We start from the raw sequence: 20284 nt of genomic DNA on the forward strand, positions 1-20284 counted from the left end.
CAGCATCTTTGTCGGCTGATCGACCGCTATCGCGGGCAAGCCCGCTCCCACAAGGACAGCGCTGTACCTGTGGGAGCGGCGGTGCGACGATTCGACTTGCCCGCGATCTGGCGCGCAGCGCCAGCCATTCTCAGGAGTTGGCTGGCGGTTTACGCAGCAGACTGAACGCCATCGCCGCCAGGGCCAGCACACTGAGCAGCAATACCGCCCACAGGCCAAATTTCTTCCAGTCGGTGCCAACCTGTGCCGGTACGGGCGCAACGACCGGGGTCACCATCGCCCCGCCACCGACCGAAGCCTTGCCCAATGTCGCCAGTTTCGCCGCGCTGTAATCCGGGATCAGCGTCGACAATGGCAGGCTTGCCGCCTTGACCGTCGAATTGCCCAGCACCAACGTATAAGGACCGGGCCCCCGCGCCAGAAACACCAGTTGCGTAGCGCGCACGGCAAATTTCAGCGTGGGTGCCTGCGTCCCTAACCCACCGCCACGCTCGTCCACCGCTAACTTAAGCTGCTGCACGGTTTGTCCCGATAACTGCAACTCGTTCTGCACCACATCCTGGCCGTTCTGGGTCAGGCGATACAGTAATCCACTGCTCAACGGCTGCCACGGCAGACTGCTTTCCCGCCGCCCGGACAAGTCTACGGGTGCCAGGCTGTTGGGCTGGTCCAACGTGACCTGAACGCGCTCGACATTCAGCCCCATCGGCAATTGCCAGATGTACTCACCGGCCTTCACGGCGCTTCCCGCCAACGCTTGCGACCAGACCAACGGCAGCGGCAGGCTGCGGGGGCTGGCGCTTTGCAGTTGCGCCGATGTCAGGATCGGCGCCGCTTGCGGTGTGTTCCACAGCAATCGCAGATAACGCGCCGACTGCCCCGGTAGACCGACTTCATGTTGCTCGACCCGTTCATCGGCAAGGGTCAACCGCGCCACTTGCCCTTCGCCCCAGGGCTGCCAATGCTGCAAATCGTCGCTGGCCTCGATGCTGAACCGCTGGAAACCGTCACGTTCACTGGTCCAGTCGAGAACCAGCTGCTGCAATGGCGCCTTGATAGCGCTGGCGTCGAGCAGCCAGCCACGCAACTCTTCTTCGCCTACTTCCAGCTGAGTGGATGGCTGAACTTCAACCAGCGTGCCATTGGCGCTCGATTGCACCCGTATGCTCGGTGCGCGCTCGGTGTCGTCCACCGAGTTGTACAGCGGAAACCATTTGACGTCGGTCAGCGTGCGATTTTCGTCGATCCGGGCGGTCTCCCGGGCCAGCGCGTAGGCCTGCACATCGCCGACAGCGTTGAACACGCGAACATCGCTGAGGTCGGTCTGCCGCGCATTCAGTTGCACCGCCAGGGGCAACTCAAGGCGATACCAAGGGCCTTCGCCGCTCACCGACAACGGTACCTGTGTGGTGAAATCCGCCGGTTTTTCCTGAGCGCCGACTGCCAGCGCCATGCCCATCGCAACAGCGCCCAACCAGCCCAGGTTCAGCTTCTGATTCAAGACGACACTCCTTCGGTTTTCGGGGCCGGTTTTTCAGGGACCGACTCAACCTCGATGCGTTTGGGCGGCAACGGGGCAAAATAACCCACCACCAGCAACAACACGCCAACGCCAATAAACGACACGATCCGCGCCAGCCCGCCACGGTTGCTCAATTCGACAAAGAACAGTTTGGCCACGACCACGCCGATCAGCGCGGCACCCATCAACCAGATCTCGCGACGGCCACGCAGATGACCGCCGATCATCAGACTCAGGGCCATCAAGGTCCAGACGATAGACAGGCCAGCCTGCACCCGCATGGATTCAAGTAGCGAATCGAGCTCGAACGGCACACCACTCCACTGGTGCGCCGTGCGCATGACCAATGCCGTGAAGAACGCGAAGAGCGAGACACCCGTGATTGCTGGTATGGCTTTAGCTGCAAATTCCCTGCCCACCCCAAGCTGGGCCACGACACTGCGGGACCAGACATAAACACCGAACAACGCAAACATCAGACCCAATTCCAGTGGGTTGACCAGCGGCACGTAAGGCAACGGTTCGGCTGCGCCGTTACTGAAGACGTTCGCCAACCAGAACCAGGCGAGCATCAACAACGCCAGCGGCGCAGCGGCGTACAGGCGGTATTCGCGGGCATAAGACGACACCGGCCACGGCCAGGCGCGGGGTGCGGCCATCAGCACCAGATACAGGCTTGGCAGAATGGCCCAGCCCAACCAGCGCCAGGCGTTGTATTGCTCGGACAACTGCAACAAGCCGTAACGCAACTCCAGGGCTAGCACCCCGATCAACAGCCAGCAGCCGAGTACATGAGCAGCACTCAATGCCAGCGTTGGCAACATCGACGCCAGGCGCCGCAGGGAGACGAAATGCACCCCGAACAGCGCCGGCCAGACCAGCCAGCCAAATTGGGCGGCCGGGTGATAACGCGAATGCCAGGCCCCCAGCAACACCAGTGCGCCAGCGGGTACCAGCACCGTGCACAGCAACCCCAGCGACGGCCATTTCAGACGCAGCGCCAATACCGTCCACAGCGCAACGCTCACGGCCACGACAATCAGCAACAACGTCGCTTGCAGCGGTAACGGCGCAAAGCGCAGCACTTCACTGGCCCACGCCAGCGCCCACCAGACCGCACCCCACACCAGCGATATCCGGGACAAACGCTGCAAACTCAAACGACCAAACCCCATGGCAGGATTGTCGATTTGCAAACGCCAGGCGCCCACCAACGCAGTCAGCCCCAGCATCAGCGGTGCCCAGAACGCGCCATGGGCCAATGGCCGCAACGCTTCACTGGACAGCGGCCACGATGCGAGGAACAACGCGCCACCCAACAATTGCACGGCAAGGGCGCAGAACAACACGGCCCGCGACGCGAGACGCAGGCTGACGAACAACGTCACCAACCCGGCCACGGCCCAACTGATCACCGTGCCGTGGCTAAAGAAAAACAGTGGCGCCAGCAAATAGAGGAACGCCAGGCCCAGACAGGCCAAAACCGGGATGCCTCGGCGCTCCCAGAGCCTGGTTTGCTCAGGCGACGCTTTGTGCAATTGGTAGAAACTGAACAACAGTGCGACACCCAGCATCAACGCGCCCAGTGAAGTGCCGTCCAGCAGGCTGCCCTCGCCGCTGCGCAGCTCGCTGAGAAACACCAGCGCCGAACCCAGTTGCAGCAACAGGGCAAAGGCCCGGGCCAACGACCGTTGCTGGCGCAGGCCGAGCCAGAAAATCCCTGCGCCTTCCACTGCCCATGCGGCGGTCGTCCAGCGCGCATCCAGCCCCAGCGGGATCGCCAGGCTGGTGAAAATCACCCCCAAGGCCAGGCAGGTTTCCCCCAGCAGCATTGCGCGGCCACCCATCAGCAAACGGGCCAGCCCCATGTAGATCATGCCCAGCGCCAAGGCACTGAACGCAGCAGCGAACTCCAGATGATGCACCAGGGCGAACTGCAACCCGAAACCCGCCAACGGCGGACCGAACAGCAGCGTGCCGTCGACGTAATCACCTTGGCGCGCCGACCAGCGCAACAGCGCTTCGCGGCTGTCACCCTCGGGCGCATCGCTCCTCTCCAGCAGCTTGCGCCGGGAGAACAGCAGGCCGATGGCCAGATACATCAGGAAGAACAGGATCAGGAACGGTTCGGTGCTCCACAGCAGCTCCGGTGCATAGGAACGCAAGCCCCAGGCGAAGCCGATGCCGAAGGTGCCGACAAAGCCGATGACATTCAGCAAGCGCCACGCCTTGAACCAGGCAATGGCCAGGATGCCGGCGTTGAGCAGGGCGAAGTAACTGAACAGTGCGATGTGGCTGCCGCTGCCAGTGGAGGCGAGTATCGGTGCGGCGAAGCCACCCAGTGCGGCAGCGGCCGCCAACCCGATGGCATCCTGGGTCACGGCGAGAATCGCCGAGAACACCGTGATTGCCACCAGAATGCCAAACGCCGCTGAAGGGTCGAGCAACGGATGCAGGCGCATCGCTGCAAACACCGTCAGGTACAACACAGCGACCCCGGCACCTTGCAGCATCAAGGCGTAGTTGTTGTTGCGTGCCCGCAACCACCAACCCAGCCCGAGCAGCCCCAGCGCCGCCGCCGCGACACCGGCGTAACGCAACTCGATCGGCACCACCATGCCTTCGGTGGCATAGCGCAGCAGGAAAGCCAGACCGAGGAACAACAGCACCACGCCGACCCGCAATACAGTGTTACCGCCAAACAGCCACCCGCGGGCAGCGCTGATGGCACGCTCGAAGACATTCGGACCGCGCGGGATGGCGGGTTGCTGCGGTTCGCGGGCGGCCGGCTGCGGTTTCCAGGGATCGATGGGTAGCGGACGGATGGCTTCGGCAGTGGAATCGAGTTCGGGCGGGAGTTCCCAGATCAACTCTGTGGGTTCGACAGAGGGATGCGCGACAACGGCGTCCGGAACTACCACGGTTTCGCTGACAACAGGTTCACTGGCTTCAGGAACGGTGACGCCCGGCATTTCCAGAAGGGCCAACCGTTGCTCGACCCCCTGCAGCGCCACCTGCGCCTGCTCCAGCAGACGACGTTGCTCACCGGCCTGCGATGCCAACCGGCCGATGCGAATGGCCTGGCCAATCGCCAGACCGAGCAGCGCACCCAGCAGCGCATCGCTGAACGACTCATCGAGTATCCAGCCCAGCACCAGGCCAATCAGCATGAACATCCATTGCATGGTCGATATCCCTAAGCGCAATCCAGAAAGATTAGCGTAAGCAGCCCCAAAAAGATTGCAGCCTTCGGCAGCTCCTACAGGGATTGTGCATTCCTGTAGGAGCTGCCGAAGGCTGCGATTTTTTCCGGCGCGCCTAGTATAGGGATCCGATCAGAGACTTACCCCAACGCCTTCCAGATATCCGTGGCGTACTCGCGAATCGTCCTGTCTGACGAGAACCACCCCATCCGCGCCGTGTTCAACACCGCTGAACGCCACCATTCCTTGGAATCATGCCAATGGGCCTCGACCCGCATCTGTGCGTTCCAGTAGGAATCGAAGTCGGCACAAACCAGGAAGCGGTCGTAGTCCACCAGTGAATCGATCAGCCCGGTGTAACGCGACGGATCATCGGGCGAGAACACCCCGCTGCGGATCGCCTGCAGCACGTCATTGAGCCGATGTGATGCAGCGATGTCCGGCACCGCGTTGAACTCGTGGTTCTGCTTGCGTGCTTCAACCTGCTGGGCGCTGAGACCAAAGATGAACATATGCTCGGCGCCGATGCGCTCGCACATTTCCACGTTGGCACCGTCCAGCGTACCGATGGTCAACGCACCGTTGAGACCGAACTTCATGTTGCTGGTCCCTGACGCTTCGAAGCCGGCGGTTGAAATCTGTTCGGACAAATCTGCCGCCGGAATGATGCTCTCCGCCAGGCTGACGTTGTAGTTGGGCAGGAACACCACTTTGAGCAGGCCGCGCACGGTCGGGTCGTTGTTCACCACCCGGGCGATGTCGTTGGTCAGCTTGATGATCAATTTGGCCTGGTGATAACTGGCCGCCGCCTTGCCGGCAAAGATCTTCACCCGCGGCACCCAGTCGATTTCCGGCTCGGCGCGAATCGCCTGGTACAACGCCACTGTGTGCATCAGGTTGAGCAACTGGCGTTTGTACTCGTGGATCCGTTTGACCTGCACGTCGAACATGGCCGCCGGATTGATCGCCACACCCAGCCGTTCATGAATGATATGGGCCAGGGCCTTCTTACTGTGCAGTCGTTGTTCGGCAAAGGCCTTGCGAAACGCGGTCTTCTCGGCAAACGGCTCCAGAGCGAGCAAGCACTCCTCGGGGTTGTCCAGCACTTCCGGCCCAAGGGCATCGACCAGCATCGAGGTCAATTCCTGGTTGGACTGATAGAGCCAGCGGCGGAAGGTGATGCCGTTGGTCTTGTTGTTGATACGTTCCGGGTAGAGTTTGTGGAGTTCGGAGAACACCGTTTTGCGCATCAGTTGCGTATGCAATCCGGACACGCCGTTGACGCTGTGGGAACCAAGGAACGCCAGGTTCCCCATGCGCACGCGACGGCCATTGTCCTCCTCGATCAGCGACACCGCGCGCAGCACGTCGAAGTCATGGATGCCTTTGGCCCGTAGCGAATCGATGTGCTGTGCGTTGATCAGGTAAATGATCTGCATGTGCCGGGGCAACATGCGCTCCATCAAGCCGACCGGCCAGGTTTCCAGGGCTTCGGGCAGCAGCGTGTGGTTGGTGTAGGACAGCGTATCGACTGTGATCTGCCACGCCGCGTCCCAGGCCACGTCATAGACGTCGACCAATTGACGCATCAGCTCGGCCACGGCAATCGAAGGGTGGGTATCGTTGAGCTGGATCGCTGCGTGGTCGCCGAGGGTCAGCACCGAGGTGTGCATGTTGCGATGGCGGCGCAGCAAGTCCTGCAGGGACGCGGCGACGAAGAAATATTCCTGGCGCAGGCGCAGTTCCTGGCCTGCCTCTGTGCTGTCTGCCGGATACAGTACCCGCGAGATACTTTCGGCCCGGGCAACTTCGGCGACCGCCCCCAGGTGGTCACCGGCGTTGAAACGCTCCAGGTGCAAGTCTTCCATGGCCCGCGCACGCCACAGACGCAACGTATTCACGCTCGCCCCGCGCCAACCGACCACCGGTGTGTCATAGGCAATGGCCCTGACGGTTTCCGCCGGGTGCCAGACTTGCCTGGACTTGCCGGCGTCATCGGTCACGGTCTCGACGCTGCCGCCAAAGCAGATCCGGTAAGCCACCTCCGGTCGCTCGAACTCCCATGGATTGCCGAAATCCAGCCAGTGCTCGGTCTGTTCCTGTTGCCAGCCGTCGACGATCGCCTGACGGAACAACCCGTGTTCGTAGCGAATGCCATAACCGTGACCGGCGATACCCAGGGTCGACATACTTTCCAAAAAGCAGGCCGCCAGACGACCGAGGCCGCCATTACCCAGCGCCGCGTCTGGCTCCAGCAGGCGAATACGCTCGATGTCGACACCGAGCTCTGTCATGGCCTCGCGCGCCACGTCAAGCAGGCCGAGGTTACTCAGGCTGTCGTAGAGCAGCCGGCCGATGAGGAATTCCAGGGAGAGGTAATAAACGCGCTTCTGACCTTTGCGGTAGATCTGCCGCGTGTGGTCCATCCAGTGCTCGACCATGTGATCACGCGCCGCCAGCGCAATGGCTTCGAACCAGTCATGGTCGAAAGCGTGATCCGGGTCTTTGCCCACCGCATAGGTGAGTTTGGTCAGGACGGCGTCGCGGAATGCGGCCACCTCTGCTTCGCGAACAAGTGGTTCTTGAGTCATCGATAGGACCTCGAGCGAGCTTGGAGTTGTCTGAGCCTAGACGGTCTGACAGGCGGTAGAGGCTCTGGTTCGGCAGTTTTTCCAGTTATGCGAATCGGGTCGGCAATTCATTGTCGGTTACATCAATCAATGCAGGGGCCGTGCCGGATTAGCGGTTCGTTGGGCGATGCAGAAAAAATCTGGCGAAAGGTTGTTCAAAAATCCACCAGTCCCGGTATGATCGCGCGCCCTGATGCATACGCCTGGTAAAACCCTCGATGATGAAGCCCAACCTGATTGCCGCAGCCGAGATCGACCGTCTCGATACCTGGGCCAAGTATTCGGCCCCTATGTGCGGCTCGTGCATCTCCAGCTGCTGCACGCTGCCAGTGGAAGTAAAGATCAAGGATCTGGTCCGTATCGGCGTGGTCGACGAATTCGAGCTGGGCGATCCACCGAAGAACATCGCCAAGCGCCTGCAGAAGGAAGGGTTGGTCGAACGCTTCAACCAGAAATCGGGCATCTTCACCCTCCAGCGCATGAGCAACAACGATTGCTACTACCTGGATCGTAAGAGCCGTCTGTGCACTATTTATGAAAAGCGCCCGGACACTTGCCGCAATCACCCGAAAATCGGGCCGCGGCCGGGGTATTGCGCTTATAAGCCCAAGGAAGTGGAGCGCGAGCGCAATTCGCGCTCCATCGAGCGGTTCTGATACATCCCAAGATTTTCGGCGGCTAATCGGCCGCCTTCGCTGGCAAGCCAGCTCCCACAGGGTTCAAGGTGAAACACAAATTGTGTGAACACCCATAATACCTGTGGGAGCTGGCTTGCCAGCGATGAGGCCGGCACAAACACCGCATAAACCCCAGACAAACAAAAACGCCCCCGGTCTCTCGACCGGGGGCGTTTTTTTAAGCCTGGCTAAATCTTACGCCTTGGCTTTCTTGGCAGCGCGGGTACGCTCGCTTTCGTCCAGGATCTTCTTGCGAAGACGGATGGACTTAGGCGTCACTTCACACAGCTCGTCGTCCTGGATGAATTCCAGAGCCTGTTCCAGGGTGAAGCGAACAGGTGGAACCAGAGCGATGGTTTCGTCTTTACCCGAAGCACGCATGTTGTCGAGCTTCTTGCCCTTGGTAGGGTTAACGCCCAGGTCGTTGTCACGGCTGTTCAGACCAACGATCTGACCGTTGTAGATTTCCTGACCGTGTTCAACGAACAGCTTGCCACGTGCCTGCAGGGTTTCCAGGGAGTAGGTCAGTGCCTTGCCGGTTTCAACCGAAACCAGAACGCCGTTCTGACGGCCGGACATGTCGCCGGACTTCATCACGTCGTAACGGTCGAAGATCGAGGTCAGGATGCCAGCACCGTTGGTCAGGGTCAGGAACTGGTTACGGAAACCGATCAGACCACGAGCAGGGATGTTGTATTCCAGACGTACACGGCCCTTGCCATCCGGCACCATGTTGGTCAGGTCGCCCTTACGCAGGCCCATCTCTTCCATCACCTTGCCCTGGGATTCTTCCGGCAGGTCGATGGTGACGTTTTCGTACGGTTCGTGCTTCACGCCGTCAACCAGACGGATGATCACTTCCGGACGGCCTACAGCCATTTCGAAGCCTTCGCGACGCATGGTTTCGATCAGTACCGAGAGGTGCAGCTCACCACGGCCGGAAACCTTGAACTTGTCAGCCGAGTCGCCTTCTTCAACGCGCAGTGCAACGTTGTACAGCAGCTCTTTGTCCAGACGTTCCTTGATGTTACGGGAAGTCACGAACTTGCCTTCTTTACCGCAGAAAGGCGAGTCGTTGACCTGGAAGGTCATGGAAACGGTTGGCTCGTCAACGGTCAGAGGCTTCATCGCCTCCGGGGTGTCCTGCTGGCACAGGGTGTCGGAGATGAACAGCTCGTCCATACCGCTGATGCACACGATGTCGCCTGCTGCAGCTTCTTCAACGTCTACACGGTGCAGACCGTGGTGACCCATCAGCTTCAGGATACGACCGTTGCGCTTCTTGCCGTCGGCGCTGATAGCCACAACCGGAGTGTTCGGCTTGACGCGACCACGAGCGATACGGCCAACGCCGATAACACCCAGGAAGCTGTTGTAGTCCAGTGCGGAGATTTGCATCTGGAACGGACCGTCACGGTCAACAGCCGGCGCCGGTACGTTGTCGACGATCGACTGGTACAGCGGGGTCATGTCGTCAGCCATTTCGTTGTGGTCCAGACCGGCAATACCGTTCAGGGCCGAGGCGTAGACGACTTTGAAGTCCAGCTGTTCTTCGGTGGCACCCAGGTTGTCGAACAGGTCGAAGATCTGGTCCAGAACCCAGTCCGGACGCGCGCCTGGACGGTCAACCTTGTTGATGCACACGATCGGACGCAGGCCGGCTTCGAACGCCTTCTTGGTCACGAAACGGGTTTGCGGCATAGGGCCGTCTTGAGCGTCAACCAGCAGCAGAACGGAGTCGACCATCGACATTACGCGCTCTACTTCACCGCCGAAGTCGGCGTGGCCCGGGGTGTCCACGATGTTGATGTGGTAGCCGTTCCAGTTGATGGCGGTGTTTTTCGCCAGAATGGTAATACCGCGCTCTTTTTCCTGGTCGTTGGAGTCCATCACGCGCTCGTCGTTGAGCTCGTTGCGCTCCAGGGTGCCGGATTGACGCAGGAGTTTGTCTACCAGGGTGGTTTTACCATGGTCAACGTGGGCAATGATGGCGATGTTGCGTAGATTTTCGATCACTTGTGTATCTCGATCAGAGGATTCGGTGTGCTGACAAGTCTTGGCAGCGATTAACAGTAGCGTCCGTGAAAGCCGTTACAGCTTGACGGTGGCATCGGGGGGCCGGTGACGCAGGCCACAGGCAAACAGCCCCGGGCACTTAGCTCGGTCGATAAACGCGCACATTGGCATGCCCCTCACTGAGCAAATGGTGGGCATGCAGGCGACTCATCACGCCTTTGTCGCAATACAGCAGGTACTGGCGAGTAGGGTCCAGTTCCTTGAAACGAGCGTTCAGTGCATAAAACGGCATCGTTTGTACCTCGATACCAGCGAGCTCCAGCGGGTCATCCTCGGCGGCATCCGGGTGGCGGATGTCGATGACGATCTGACCGGCCAGCGCGTCGCTGACTTCTTCAATCTGCAAGTCCTGGCCCAATTCATCGATCACGCGATCGATCGGCACCAGCTTGGCGTTCTCGAGCGCTCGCTCAAGGACAGCCATGTCGAATTCTTTCTCTTCGTGCTCCACGCGGTAGCGCTTGGCAGCGGTTTTCGGATTGACCGAAATGACCCCGCAGTACTCCGGCATGTGCCGGGCGAAATCAGCAGTGCCGATTTCGTTGGCCGTGTCGATGATGTCCTGCTTGTGGCTGGCGATCAGCGGGCGCAAGACCAGCTTGTCGGTCACGCAGTCGATCACGGACAGGTTCGGCAACGTCTGGCTCGACACCTGGGAGATCGCCTCACCGGTCACCAGCGCTTCGATGTGCAGTCGATCGGCAATCTCGGAGGAAGCGCGCAACATCATACGCTTCAATACTACGCCCATATGACTGTTATCGACTTTGCCGAGAATTTCTCCCAGCACTTCTTCGAAAGGCACACTGACAAATAACACGCGTTGGGAGCTGCCGTACTTCTTCCAGATGAAATGCGCGACTTCCATCACGCCCAGCTCGTGGGCACGCCCGCCCAGGTTGAAGAAGCAGAAGTGCGCCATCAGGCCGCGACGCATGATCTGGTAGGCCGCAACGGTGGAGTCAAAGCCGCCGGACATCAGCACCAGCGTCTGCTCCAGCGCGCCCAACGGATAACCGCCGATGCCATTGTGCTGGCTGTGGATCACGAACAACCGTTGGTCGCGAACTTCGATGCGGACTTCGATTTCAGGCTTTTTCAGGTCAATCCCGGCGGCACCGCACTGACGGCGCAACTGGCTGCCGACATATTTCTCGATATCGATCGAGCTAAATGGGTGCTTGCCGGCGCGTTTGCAACGCACCGAGAAGATCTTCCCGGCCAGTGCATCACCGTAGTGCTGCTTGCACTTCTCGACGATGTCGTCGAAATCGCCCAGCGGGTATTCGTCGATTTGCAGGAAATGCGCGATGCCCGGCATGCAGCTCAGGCGCTCGCCCATCTCCTTCAGGGCCTTGGGATCGCTGACGCGGGTTTCCAGCTCGAGGTTGTCCCACACGCCATTCACCACCACAGCCGGGTCCAGATCGCGGAGCACGGCACGGATGTTCTTGGCCAACTGGCGGATGAAACGCATCCGTACCGGGCGGCTCTTGATGGTGATCTCTGGGAAGACTTTTACGATTAATTTCATGGAAACAGCGCGCGCGAGGCCTGCCGAAAAAGGGGGGCGCGGATTATAGCGGAAATTGCTCAAGGTTTAACCAGTTAATGTACAGAAGGTTTTGCACGCACCAAAACAGGTCATTTTTCGATTTCGACGCTACATTAAGGGGCGAGATTTTCGGCTTTAAGACGCGTTGCACCTCTATAAGCGTGAAATTGGGGCAAAAAACCCATGCTGGGGCACTGGCATGCAATTTGCTCCCTTGTGAGGCAGGTTGCCTTGGCAGAGTATTCGCGCCGGCATCACAAACATTTAAGGGCATCCACTACCAGCCCTAATCCACCCGGAGGACACTATGTCGAAGTCGGTTCAACTCATCAAAGATCATGACGTCAAGTGGATTGATCTGCGCTTCACGGACACCAAAGGCACTCAGCACCACGTGACCATGCCGGCTCGTGACGGGCTGGACGAAGACTTCTTCGAAGTCGGCAAAATGTTCGACGGTTCCTCCATCGCTGGCTGGAAAGGCATCGAAGCCTCCGACATGATCCTGATGCCGGACGACTCCACTGCTGTTCTGGACCCGTTCACCGAAGAGCCGACCCTGATCCTGGTCTGCGACATCGTCGATCCTTCGAGCATGCTCGGCTACGATCGTGACCCACGCGCAATCGCCAAGCGCGCCGAAGAGCACCTGAAGGCCAGCGGCCTGGGTGACACCGTGTTCTGCGGTCCAGAGCCAGAGTTCTTCATCTTCGACCAAGTGAAGTTCAAGTCCGACATTTCCGGCTCGATGTTCAAGATCTACTCCGAACAAGGTTCGTGGATGTCCGACCAAGACATCGAAGGCGGCAACAAAGGCCACCGTCCTGGCGTCAAAGGCGGCTACTTCCCGGTTCCGCCGTTCGACCATGACCACGAAATCCGTACCTCCATGTGCAACGCACTGGAAGAAATGGGCCTGACCGTCGAAGTTCACCACCACGAAGTGGCAACTGCCGGCCAGAACGAAATCGGCGTCAAGTTCAACACCCTGGTGAAGAAAGCCGACGAAACCCAGACCCTGAAGTACGTTGTGCACAACGTTGCCGACGCCTACGGCCGTACTGCTACCTTCATGCCTAAGCCACTGTACGGCGACAACGGCTCGGGTATGCACGTACACATGTCGATCTGGAAAGACGGCAAGAACACCTTCGCAGGCGAAGGTTATGCCGGCCTGTCCGATACCGCCCTGTACTTCATCGGCGGCATCATCAAGCACGGCAAGGCCCTGAACGGCTTCACCAACCCGGCGACCAACTCCTACAAGCGTCTGGTTCCAGGTTTCGAAGCACCGGTAATGCTGGCCTACTCGGCTCGCAACCGTTCCGCTTCGATCCGCATTCCTTACGTGTCGAGCCCGAAAGCCCGCCGTATCGAAGCGCGCTTCCCGGATCCAGCAGCCAACCCGTACCTGTGCTTCGCGGCATTGATGATGGCTGGCCTGGACGGCATCCAGAACAAGATCCACCCTGGCGACGCTGCTGACAAAAACCTGTACGACCTGCCGCCTGAAGAGGCCAAAGAGATCCCACAAGTTTGCGGCAGCCTGAAAGAAGCCCTGGAAGAGCTGGACAAAGGTCGTGCGTTCCTGACCAAAGGCGGCGTTTTCAGCGACGACTTCATCGACGCTTACATCGCCCTGAAAAGCGAAGAAGAAATCAAGGTACGTACTTTCGTACACCCACTGGAATACGAGCTGTACTACAGCTGCTGATCCGGTAGCGCCTGCGCAAGCGGCGTGACAAAAAGAGGCCTCCTTCGGGAGGCCTTTTTTATACCCGCGATTCTATGACTGACAAAAATCCCTGTGGGAGCGGGCTTGCCCGCGATTGCGTATTGTCTGCCGCATTAATGCTGGCTGTGCCGACGTTATCGCGGGCAAGCCCGCTCCCACAGGGATTTGTGGTGATAGGGAGAGTTGGGCATATCCATATCCAATTGTTAACAAGCTGTGCCAACCACCGCCCCTGACCTATGCTGCCCCCCAATGCTTTTTCATTTCCGGTCGATTTTATGGGTCGTGGCTTTCTCTTCATCCTGCTGCTGATCGCCCTGCCCGCTGCAGCGCAGATCTACAAATACACCGACGCCGATGGCAATACCGCCTACAGCAGCCAGCCGCCGGATGGCGTAAAGGCTCAGCCGGTCGCATTGCCGCCACTCAACAGTGTCGAAACGCAGCCAACCGGCAAACCTGCGCCAGCCGAAGCCCGCGAACAGCCCCGCAGCGCCTACGAGGTGCTGGAACTCAGCGGCCTGCCCACCACTGAAGCCCTGCGCGCCAACAACGGCACGTTCACCGTCAACGTGCTGATCAAGCCACGCCTGCATGGCCCGCATCTATTCAGGCTGCTATTGGACGAGCAACCTTATGGCCAACCCGGCAACGTGCCGATCCTGCAACTGGTGAACATTGACCGCGGTCTGCACAGTCTCGCCGTGCAAGTGATCGATGGCGAAACCGTGATCCAGCAAAGCCCTACCGTGACCTTTACCGTGCAACGGGTGCACAAACCTTGAAGGCGTGGCTGCTGGTCACCTGCCTGATCGCACTGCCCGCATCGGCGGAGGTTTTCACCTATGTCGACGCCCAGGGCAATCGGGTTTTTACCGACCAGCCAAAATCCGGCAACGCCAAACGCGTACCGCTGACGACAAGCAATCGAATGCCCGCAACCGATATTGCCCCCGCCACCGCGACAGCAGGTAAACCCGAGAAGAAATCGCTGCCCCGCTACGACATGCTGCGCATCCTGGTGCCCGAACCAGACGCCACTGTGCGCAGCACCGCCGGCGAGATCATCGTCAGCGTCACCAGCGAACCAGGTCTGCAGCGGGGTCATCGCTATCGATTGCTGCTTGATGGTCAGCCCACCGCCGAACCTGGCCGAAGCCCGGTCTTTGCGCTGAACAACATCGACCGTGGCCCCCATCAGCTGTCCGTGGAGATCCTCGATGACCAGGGACGAACCGTCGAGCGCACCGCCAACCAGCCCTTCCACATGCAGCGCATATCCCTGGCCCAGAAACGCAAGGTCAATCCATGCGCCCTCAGTGACTACGGTCAACGGCCGGAATGCCCGCTCATCGACAAGCCCGCCGAAGAAAAAAACCATTTCCTGCCGTTCTTCTAACCTTGTTCAGCTTTGCGCACTATATTGGTGCGATTAGTTGCACCGCGCTCGAATTCCAACCCATTTTGGTTCGAAAGTACCCGCCAACGCTGACCGCACGCCACGCAATCGAGCGTCAAACGCCCGTTTCAGGCGCTGAGCGCTTCTTTTCGGAGCCTTGGTTTGGTTTTTGCAGTTTCCTCGCATCAGCTCTTTATTCATGCGCCAAAAGAGGTCCTGAATGACCATCAGCGACGCACTGCATCGTTTGCTACTCGACAACCTGACGACCGCCACCATTCTGCTCGACGCCGAATTGCGCCTGGAGTACATGAACCCGGCGGCGGAGATGCTCCTGGCCATCAGCGGCCAGCGTAGCCATGGCCAATTCATCAGCGAGTTGTTCACCGAATCCGCCGAGGCCCTGAATTCCTTGCGCCAGGCGGTTCAGCAGGCTCATCCGTTCACCAAGCGCGAAGCGATGCTGACCGCCCTCACCGGCCAGACCCTGACGGTGGATTACGCGGTCACGCCGATCCTGAGCAGTGGCGAAACGCTTCTGCTGCTCGAAGTCCATCCCCGCGACCGCCTGCTGCGGATCACCAAGGAAGAGGCGCAGCTGTCGAAACAGGAAACCAGCAAGATGCTGGTGCGCGGCCTCGCCCACGAAATCAAGAACCCGCTGGGCGGCATTCGCGGCGCGGCGCAATTGCTGGCCCGCGAGCTGCCGGAAGCAAGCCTGCGCGACTACACCAACGTGATCATTGAAGAGGCCGACCGCCTGCGTAACCTGGTGGATCGCATGCTCGGCTCCAACAAGCTGCCGTCGCTGGCCATGTGCAACGTCCACGAAGTGCTGGAGCGCGTTTGCCATCTGGTCGAGGCCGAAAGCCAGGGCTGCATCACCTTGGTGCGCGACTATGACCCGAGCATTCCCGACGTTTTGATCGATCGTGAACAGATGATCCAGGCCGTGCTGAACATCGTGCGCAACGCGATGCAAGCCATCAGCAGCCAGAACGAGCTGCGCCTGGGCCGCATCAGCCTGCGCACCCGCGCCATGCGTCAGTTCACCATCGGCCATGTGCGTCATCGCCTGGTGACCAAGATCGAAATCATCGACAACGGTCCCGGCATACCTGCGGAACTTCAGGAAACCATTTTCTTTCCCATGGTCAGCGGTCGTCCGGACGGTACCGGGCTGGGCCTGGCCATTACCCAGAACATCATCAGCCAGCACCAGGGCCTGATCGAATGTGACAGCCACCCCGGCCACACCACCTTCTCGATCTTTCTGCCACTGGAACAAGGAGCCACATCGACATGAGCCGTAGTGAAACCGTGTGGATCGTCGATGACGACCGTTCTATCCGTTGGGTCCTGGAAAAAGCCTTGCAACAGGAAGGCATGACCACGCAAAGCTTCGACAGCGCCGATGGCGTGATGAGCCGCCTGGCGCGCCAGCAGCCGGACGTGATCATCTCCGACATCCGCATGCCCGGTGCCAGCGGCCTGGACCTTCTGGCGCGGATTCGCGAACAACACCCCCGGCTGCCAGTGATCATCATGACGGCGCACTCCGATCTGGACAGCGCTGTCGCGTCCTATCAGGGCGGCGCATTCGAATACCTGCCCAAGCCGTTCGACGTCGACGAAGCGGTCTCTTTGGTCAAGCGCGCTAACCAGCACGCCCAGGAACAGCAAGGCCTGGAAGTCGCCCCGCCCCTGACCCGCACGCCGGAAATCATCGGCGAAGCACCGGCGATGCAAGAAGTGTTTCGCGCCATCGGGCGCTTGAGCCACTCCAACATCACCGTGCTGATCAACGGTGAATCGGGCACTGGTAAAGAATTGGTGGCCCATGCCCTGCACCGCCACAGCCCGCGCGCGGCTTCTCCATTCATCGCGCTGAACATGGCGGCGATCCCGAAAGACCTGATGGAATCCGAGCTGTTCGGCCATGAGAAAGGCGCGTTCACCGGTGCCGCCAACTTGCGTCGCGGGCGCTTTGAGCAAGCCGATGGCGGCACGCTGTTCCTCGATGAAATCGGCGACATGCCCGCCGATACCCAAACCCGTCTGTTGCGGGTGCTGGCCGATGGCGAGTTCTATCGGGTTGGCGGGCACGTGCCGGTGAAGGTCGATGTACGGATCATCGCCGCGACCCACCAGAATCTGGAAACCCTGGTGCACGCCGGAAAGTTCCGCGAAGACTTGTTCCACCGCCTCAACGTTATCCGTATCCACATCCCGCGCCTGTCGGACCGCCGCGAAGACATTCCGACACTGGCCAAGCACTTCCTCAGCCGCGCCGCGCAGGAACTGGCCGTCGAGCCGAAACTGCTGAAAAACGAGACTGAGGAATACCTGAAGAACCTGCCTTGGCCGGGGAACGTCCGCCAGCTGGAGAACACTTGCCGCTGGATCACGGTGATGGCTTCGGGTCGCGAAGTGCACATCGGCGACCTGCCACCTGAGTTGCTGAACCTGCCGCAGGATTCGGCGCCGGTCACCAACTGGGAACAGGCACTGCGCCAGTGGGCTGACCAGGCGCTGGCCCGTGGTCAGTCGAGCCTGCTGGACAGCGCGGTGCCGGCGTTTGAGCGGATCATGATTGAAACCGCTCTCAAGCACACCGCAGGTCGTCGGCGCGACGCTGCGGTCTTGCTGGGTTGGGGGCGTAATACCCTGACGCGCAAGATCAAGGAGCTGGGGATGAAGGTGGATGGCGGGGATGATGATGAGGGCGATGAGGGCTAAACAACCTTAGAGTTATCGTCGTACTTCAGATCCAATCGCGGGCAAGCCTTGCTCCCACAGGTGATACGCCAATTTTGAAATGGCGCCTCACCTGTGGGAGCAAGGCTTGCCCGCGATGCTTTTAAGGATCCAGTGCACCGCAGAAAGGCACCGTGAACCGCAATCGCGCACGATCACTGATCCGAAACCCCGCCTAAGTTCGCAACCGAACCCCTATCGAAAAAACACGAAAGCCCCGAATAACGGGGCCTTCAACGCATATACGCGACTTTTTGTTTCAGCTTGTTAAAACCTGGCACGCCCCCTGCAATAGTCTCATCAGTGGTTCAGATCACTACCCGGTTTCGGGGACCTTGGTACAGGCAGGCCGGGGATTCCCCTCTTTACATCGGGCTCACACCGCACAAGCGACGAGCCCTGCCGTTTTGGGGTCCTTGGTACAGGCAGGCCGGGGATACCCTCTTTTATTGCTCCCGGAGATGGATCTCCAGCCGCCAACGGTCATCGACCTCGCTGCCGGCCCAGTCGCCCTGCAGGGGACGGGCCGCCACCACCGTCAGCAATAAGCCCCCATCACTCAACCGCACTCGCCAGTTCACGCTCTTGTCGTTGAGCTTGAGTTGACCCTGCTGCGCCTTGCCTTGCGCTTCGAACAGCAAGGCGACGCTACCGTCGACGATCTCGCCATGGGTCTTGGGTTCGTTGTTGAACCACACCACCAGCCCGTCATTCGTCACCTCGACCTGCTGCAATTCGCTGGGGTCGGGCGTCGTCAGGCGACCGATCATCATCCCCACCATCACCCCGACAATCGCCAGCGAAGCCATCACTCGCGGGAATAGTTTCGAACGATTGTCGGGTTGCGGCGTAGAATGCCGCACATCTTTACCTTCGGAGCCGTGCATGTTTCACGTCATCCTTTTCCAACCGGAAATTCCACCGAATACCGGCAACGTTATCAGGCTGTGCGCCAACAGTGGCTGCCACCTGCATTTGATCGAACCGCTGGGCTTCGAGATGGACGACAAGCGCCTGCGCCGGGCCGGTCTCGACTATCACGAGTATGCCACCCTGCAGCGCCACGCGGACCTGGCCAGTTGCCTGGAAAGCCTGGGCAACCCGCGCGTATTCGCCTTCACCACCAAGGGCTCGCGGCCGTTCCACGACGCCAGTTTTGTGGAGGGCGATGCGTTCCTGTTCGGCCCGGAAAGCCGCGGGTTACCTGCCGAAGTCCTGGACGCCCTGCCCGCCGACCAACGCCTGCGCCTGCCCATGCGTGAAGGTTGCCGCAGCCTGAACCTGTCCAACACCGTGGCGGTCGCCGTTTACGAGGCCTGGCGGCAGAACGGCTTCAAATAGTCCGAAATCATTTTCGCCTGACAGAAACAATCGCGGGCAAGCCCGCTCCCACAGGTTTTGCACAATCCTGTGGGAGCGGGCTTGCCCGCGATTTTCAGCAGCGCAGATTATTGAACGGTCGGCGTCTCGCCCGCCGCCTGCATGCGCTGCAGCTCTTGCGCGTACAGCGCGTCGAAGTTCACCGGAGCCAGCATCAGTGCCGGGAACGAACCACGGGTCACCAGGCTGTCCAGCGCTTCGCGAGCGTACGGGAACAGGATGTTCGGGCAGAACGCGCCCAGGGTGTGGCTCATCGAAGCGTCGTCCAGGTTCTTGATCAGGAAGATCCCGGCCTGCTGTACTTCAGCGATGAATGCCACTTCTTCACCGTTCTTCACGGTGACCGACAGGGTCAGGACGACTTCGTGGAAGTCGTTTTCCAACGCCTTTTGACGGGTGTTCAGATCCAGACCGACGCTCGGCTCCCACTGCTGGCGGAAGATCGCCGGGCTTTTCGGGGCTTCGAAGGACAGGTCACGCACATAAATGCGCTGCAAGGAGAATTGCGGTGCAGTTTCTTCTTCGTTCGCAGCAGTGTTCTGTTGGTCAGTCATCGCAGATCCTTCTTGATCCAGGGGTCTTTTAGGTTTGCTTATTTTGGGTAAGGCAGTCAGGCCTTGAGCAACGCATCGAGCTTGCCGGCGCGCTCAAGGGCGAACAAATCATCACAACCACCTACATGGGTGCTGCCGATCCAGATCTGCGGCACGGACGTACGTCCGGCTTTCTGAGCCATTGCGGCGCGCACCTGTGGCTTGCCATCGACCTTGATCTCTTCGAAGGCCACGCCTTTGCTTGCAAGCAGGTGTTTGGCTCGCGAGCAATAACCGCAGTAATCGCTGGAATAGACGACGACGCTGCTCATATCACTTCACCAGCGGCAGATTGTCGGCTTTCCAGCTGGAAACGCCACCGGACAGTTTGGCGGCGGTGAAGCCGGACTTCATCAGTTCGCGAGCGTGGGTGCCGGCGGTCTGGCCCAGGGCGTCGACCAGAATGATGGTCTTGGCCTTGTGTTTTTCCAGTTCGCCGATGCGAGCGGCCAGTTTGTCCTGGGGAATGTTCACGGCGCCGACAATGTGACCGGCGGCGTAATCCTTGCTCGGACGGATGTCCACCACCACACCGGCGTCTTTGTTGACCAGAGCGGTCAGCTCGGCGGTGCTCAGGCTGCGGCCACCGCCTTGCATCTGATAGGCAATCAGCAGGGCCAGCAGTACGACGAAGATACCGACGAGAATGTAGTGGTTAGTGGCAAATTCAATCAGGTGAGCAACCATCGAAGGAGGTTCCAGGGCGTTAAAATGTCGGCCAGTATACACAGCCCCCATGGTGGGCCAAACCCCGTCC

The 20284-nt window shown here is 59.8% G+C and carries 16 protein-coding genes; 7 read left to right on the top strand and 9 right to left on the bottom strand.

The annotated features are described in order from the left end of the window. Nucleotides 1-130: 130 nt before the first annotated feature. The 3 genes from GPL81_RS04235 to GPL81_RS04245 form a co-directional block, all read right to left on the bottom strand. Nucleotides 131-1501 (bottom strand): DUF3999 domain-containing protein, encoded by a 1371-nt coding sequence (locus GPL81_RS04235; protein WP_160105321.1) that lies wholly within the window; start codon nt 1499-1501, stop codon nt 131-133. Then, complete coding sequence (locus GPL81_RS04240) at nt 1498-4707, bottom strand: DUF2339 domain-containing protein (RefSeq protein ID WP_160105322.1); 3210 nt, start codon at nt 4705-4707, stop codon at nt 1498-1500. The genes GPL81_RS04235 and GPL81_RS04240 overlap by 4 nt, the downstream gene beginning before the upstream one ends. A gap of 158 nt (nt 4708-4865) precedes the next feature. Continuing rightward, nucleotides 4866-7316, bottom strand: coding sequence for a glycogen/starch/alpha-glucan phosphorylase (locus GPL81_RS04245; RefSeq protein ID WP_160105323.1), 2451 nt, complete (start codon nt 7314-7316; stop codon nt 4866-4868). Nucleotides 7317-7573: 257 nt separating this feature from the next. Between GPL81_RS04245 and GPL81_RS04250 the strand changes: the two genes are divergently transcribed. Next, nucleotides 7574-8011, top strand: coding sequence for a YkgJ family cysteine cluster protein (locus tag GPL81_RS04250; RefSeq protein WP_096513848.1), 438 nt, complete (start codon nt 7574-7576; stop codon nt 8009-8011). 216 nt (nt 8012-8227) lie between these two features. On the opposite strand, the gene typA is transcribed toward GPL81_RS04250, so the two are convergent. Continuing rightward, nucleotides 8228-10048, bottom strand: a complete 1821-nt coding sequence (gene typA / locus GPL81_RS04255; protein WP_096513849.1) for a translational GTPase TypA — start codon at nt 10046-10048, stop codon at nt 8228-8230. A 139-nt stretch (nt 10049-10187) separates the two neighbouring features. Beyond that, nucleotides 10188-11642: a tRNA uracil 4-sulfurtransferase ThiI gene (gene thiI, locus GPL81_RS04260; protein WP_160105324.1), complete on the bottom strand. Its 1455-nt coding sequence runs from the start codon at nt 11640-11642 to the stop codon at nt 10188-10190. 328 nt (nt 11643-11970) lie between these two features. On the opposite strand from thiI, the gene glnA reads away from it, so the two are divergent. From glnA to ntrC, 5 genes are all read left to right on the top strand, one after another. Then, nucleotides 11971-13377 carry a type I glutamate--ammonia ligase gene (gene glnA / locus GPL81_RS04265; RefSeq protein WP_160105325.1) on the top strand — a complete coding sequence of 469 codons (1407 nt, stop codon included), beginning with the start codon at nt 11971-11973 and terminating at the stop codon, nt 13375-13377. A 299-nt stretch (nt 13378-13676) separates the two neighbouring features. Beyond that, nucleotides 13677-14183 (top strand): DUF4124 domain-containing protein, encoded by a 507-nt coding sequence (locus GPL81_RS04270; protein WP_160105326.1) that lies wholly within the window; start codon nt 13677-13679, stop codon nt 14181-14183. Next, nucleotides 14180-14797: a DUF4124 domain-containing protein gene (locus GPL81_RS04275; RefSeq protein ID WP_246218881.1), complete on the top strand. Its 618-nt coding sequence runs from the start codon at nt 14180-14182 to the stop codon at nt 14795-14797. The genes GPL81_RS04270 and GPL81_RS04275 overlap by 4 nt, the downstream gene beginning before the upstream one ends. 220 nt (nt 14798-15017) lie before the next feature. Beyond that, complete coding sequence (gene glnL / locus GPL81_RS04280) at nt 15018-16103, top strand: nitrogen regulation protein NR(II) (RefSeq protein WP_160105327.1); 1086 nt, start codon at nt 15018-15020, stop codon at nt 16101-16103. Further along, nucleotides 16100-17536, top strand: coding sequence for a nitrogen regulation protein NR(I) (gene ntrC, locus GPL81_RS04285; protein WP_160105328.1), 1437 nt, complete (start codon nt 16100-16102; stop codon nt 17534-17536). The genes glnL and ntrC overlap by 4 nt, the downstream gene beginning before the upstream one ends. A gap of 464 nt (nt 17537-18000) precedes the next feature. Here ntrC and GPL81_RS04290 read toward each other — a convergent pair whose 3' ends face one another. After that, complete coding sequence (locus GPL81_RS04290) at nt 18001-18441, bottom strand: hypothetical protein (protein WP_160105329.1); 441 nt, start codon at nt 18439-18441, stop codon at nt 18001-18003. On the opposite strand from GPL81_RS04290, the gene trmL reads away from it, so the two are divergent. Beyond that, on the top strand, nt 18440-18895 hold the full coding sequence (gene trmL, locus GPL81_RS04295; RefSeq protein WP_096513857.1) for a tRNA (uridine(34)/cytosine(34)/5-carboxymethylaminomethyluridine(34)-2'-O)-methyltransferase TrmL: 456 nt from the start codon (nt 18440-18442) through the stop codon (nt 18893-18895). The two genes, GPL81_RS04290 and trmL, sit on opposite strands and share 2 nt — an antisense overlap. Nucleotides 18896-19002: 107 nt before the next feature. On the opposite strand, the gene secB is transcribed toward trmL, so the two are convergent. From secB to GPL81_RS04310, 3 genes are read right to left on the bottom strand one after another with little or no spacing between them, the layout of a single operon-like run. Further along, the gene (gene secB / locus GPL81_RS04300; protein WP_096513858.1) at nt 19003-19488 is read right to left on the bottom strand and encodes a protein-export chaperone SecB; all 486 of its coding nucleotides are present in this window, start codon (nt 19486-19488) and stop codon (nt 19003-19005) included. 56 nt (nt 19489-19544) lie between these two features. Continuing rightward, on the bottom strand, nt 19545-19799 hold the full coding sequence (gene grxC / locus GPL81_RS04305) for a glutaredoxin 3 (protein ID WP_085725502.1): 255 nt from the start codon (nt 19797-19799) through the stop codon (nt 19545-19547). Between the two features lies 1 nt (nt 19800). Then, entirely contained in the window at nt 19801-20214 is a 414-nt protein-coding gene (locus GPL81_RS04310) for a rhodanese-like domain-containing protein (protein ID WP_096513859.1), read from the bottom strand. Nucleotides 20215-20284: the final 70 nt, after the last annotated feature.

The organism is Pseudomonas izuensis, assembly GCF_009861505.1.
Classification (GTDB): domain Bacteria; phylum Pseudomonadota; class Gammaproteobacteria; order Pseudomonadales; family Pseudomonadaceae; genus Aquipseudomonas; species Aquipseudomonas izuensis.

Coding starts and splice junctions, on each gene's coding strand:
- GPL81_RS04240 (WP_160105322.1), bottom strand. CDS start 4,707: ATGCAATGGATGTTCATGCTGATTGGCCTGGTGCTGGGCTGGATACTC.
- GPL81_RS04245 (WP_160105323.1), bottom strand. CDS start 7,316: ATGACTCAAGAACCACTTGTTCGCGAAGCAGAGGTGGCCGCATTCCGC.
- GPL81_RS04250 (WP_096513848.1), top strand. CDS start 7,574: ATGATGAAGCCCAACCTGATTGCCGCAGCCGAGATCGACCGTCTCGAT.
- thiI (WP_160105324.1), bottom strand. CDS start 11,642: ATGAAATTAATCGTAAAAGTCTTCCCAGAGATCACCATCAAGAGCCGC.
- glnA (WP_160105325.1), top strand. CDS start 11,971: ATGTCGAAGTCGGTTCAACTCATCAAAGATCATGACGTCAAGTGGATT.
- GPL81_RS04270 (WP_160105326.1), top strand. CDS start 13,677: ATGGGTCGTGGCTTTCTCTTCATCCTGCTGCTGATCGCCCTGCCCGCT.
- glnL (WP_160105327.1), top strand. CDS start 15,018: ATGACCATCAGCGACGCACTGCATCGTTTGCTACTCGACAACCTGACG.
- ntrC (WP_160105328.1), top strand. CDS start 16,100: ATGAGCCGTAGTGAAACCGTGTGGATCGTCGATGACGACCGTTCTATC.
- trmL (WP_096513857.1), top strand. CDS start 18,440: ATGTTTCACGTCATCCTTTTCCAACCGGAAATTCCACCGAATACCGGC.
- GPL81_RS04290 (WP_160105329.1), bottom strand. CDS start 18,441: ATGCACGGCTCCGAAGGTAAAGATGTGCGGCATTCTACGCCGCAACCC.
- secB (WP_096513858.1), bottom strand. CDS start 19,488: ATGACTGACCAACAGAACACTGCTGCGAACGAAGAAGAAACTGCACCG.
- grxC (WP_085725502.1), bottom strand. CDS start 19,799: ATGAGCAGCGTCGTCGTCTATTCCAGCGATTACTGCGGTTATTGCTCG.
- GPL81_RS04310 (WP_096513859.1), bottom strand. CDS start 20,214: ATGGTTGCTCACCTGATTGAATTTGCCACTAACCACTACATTCTCGTC.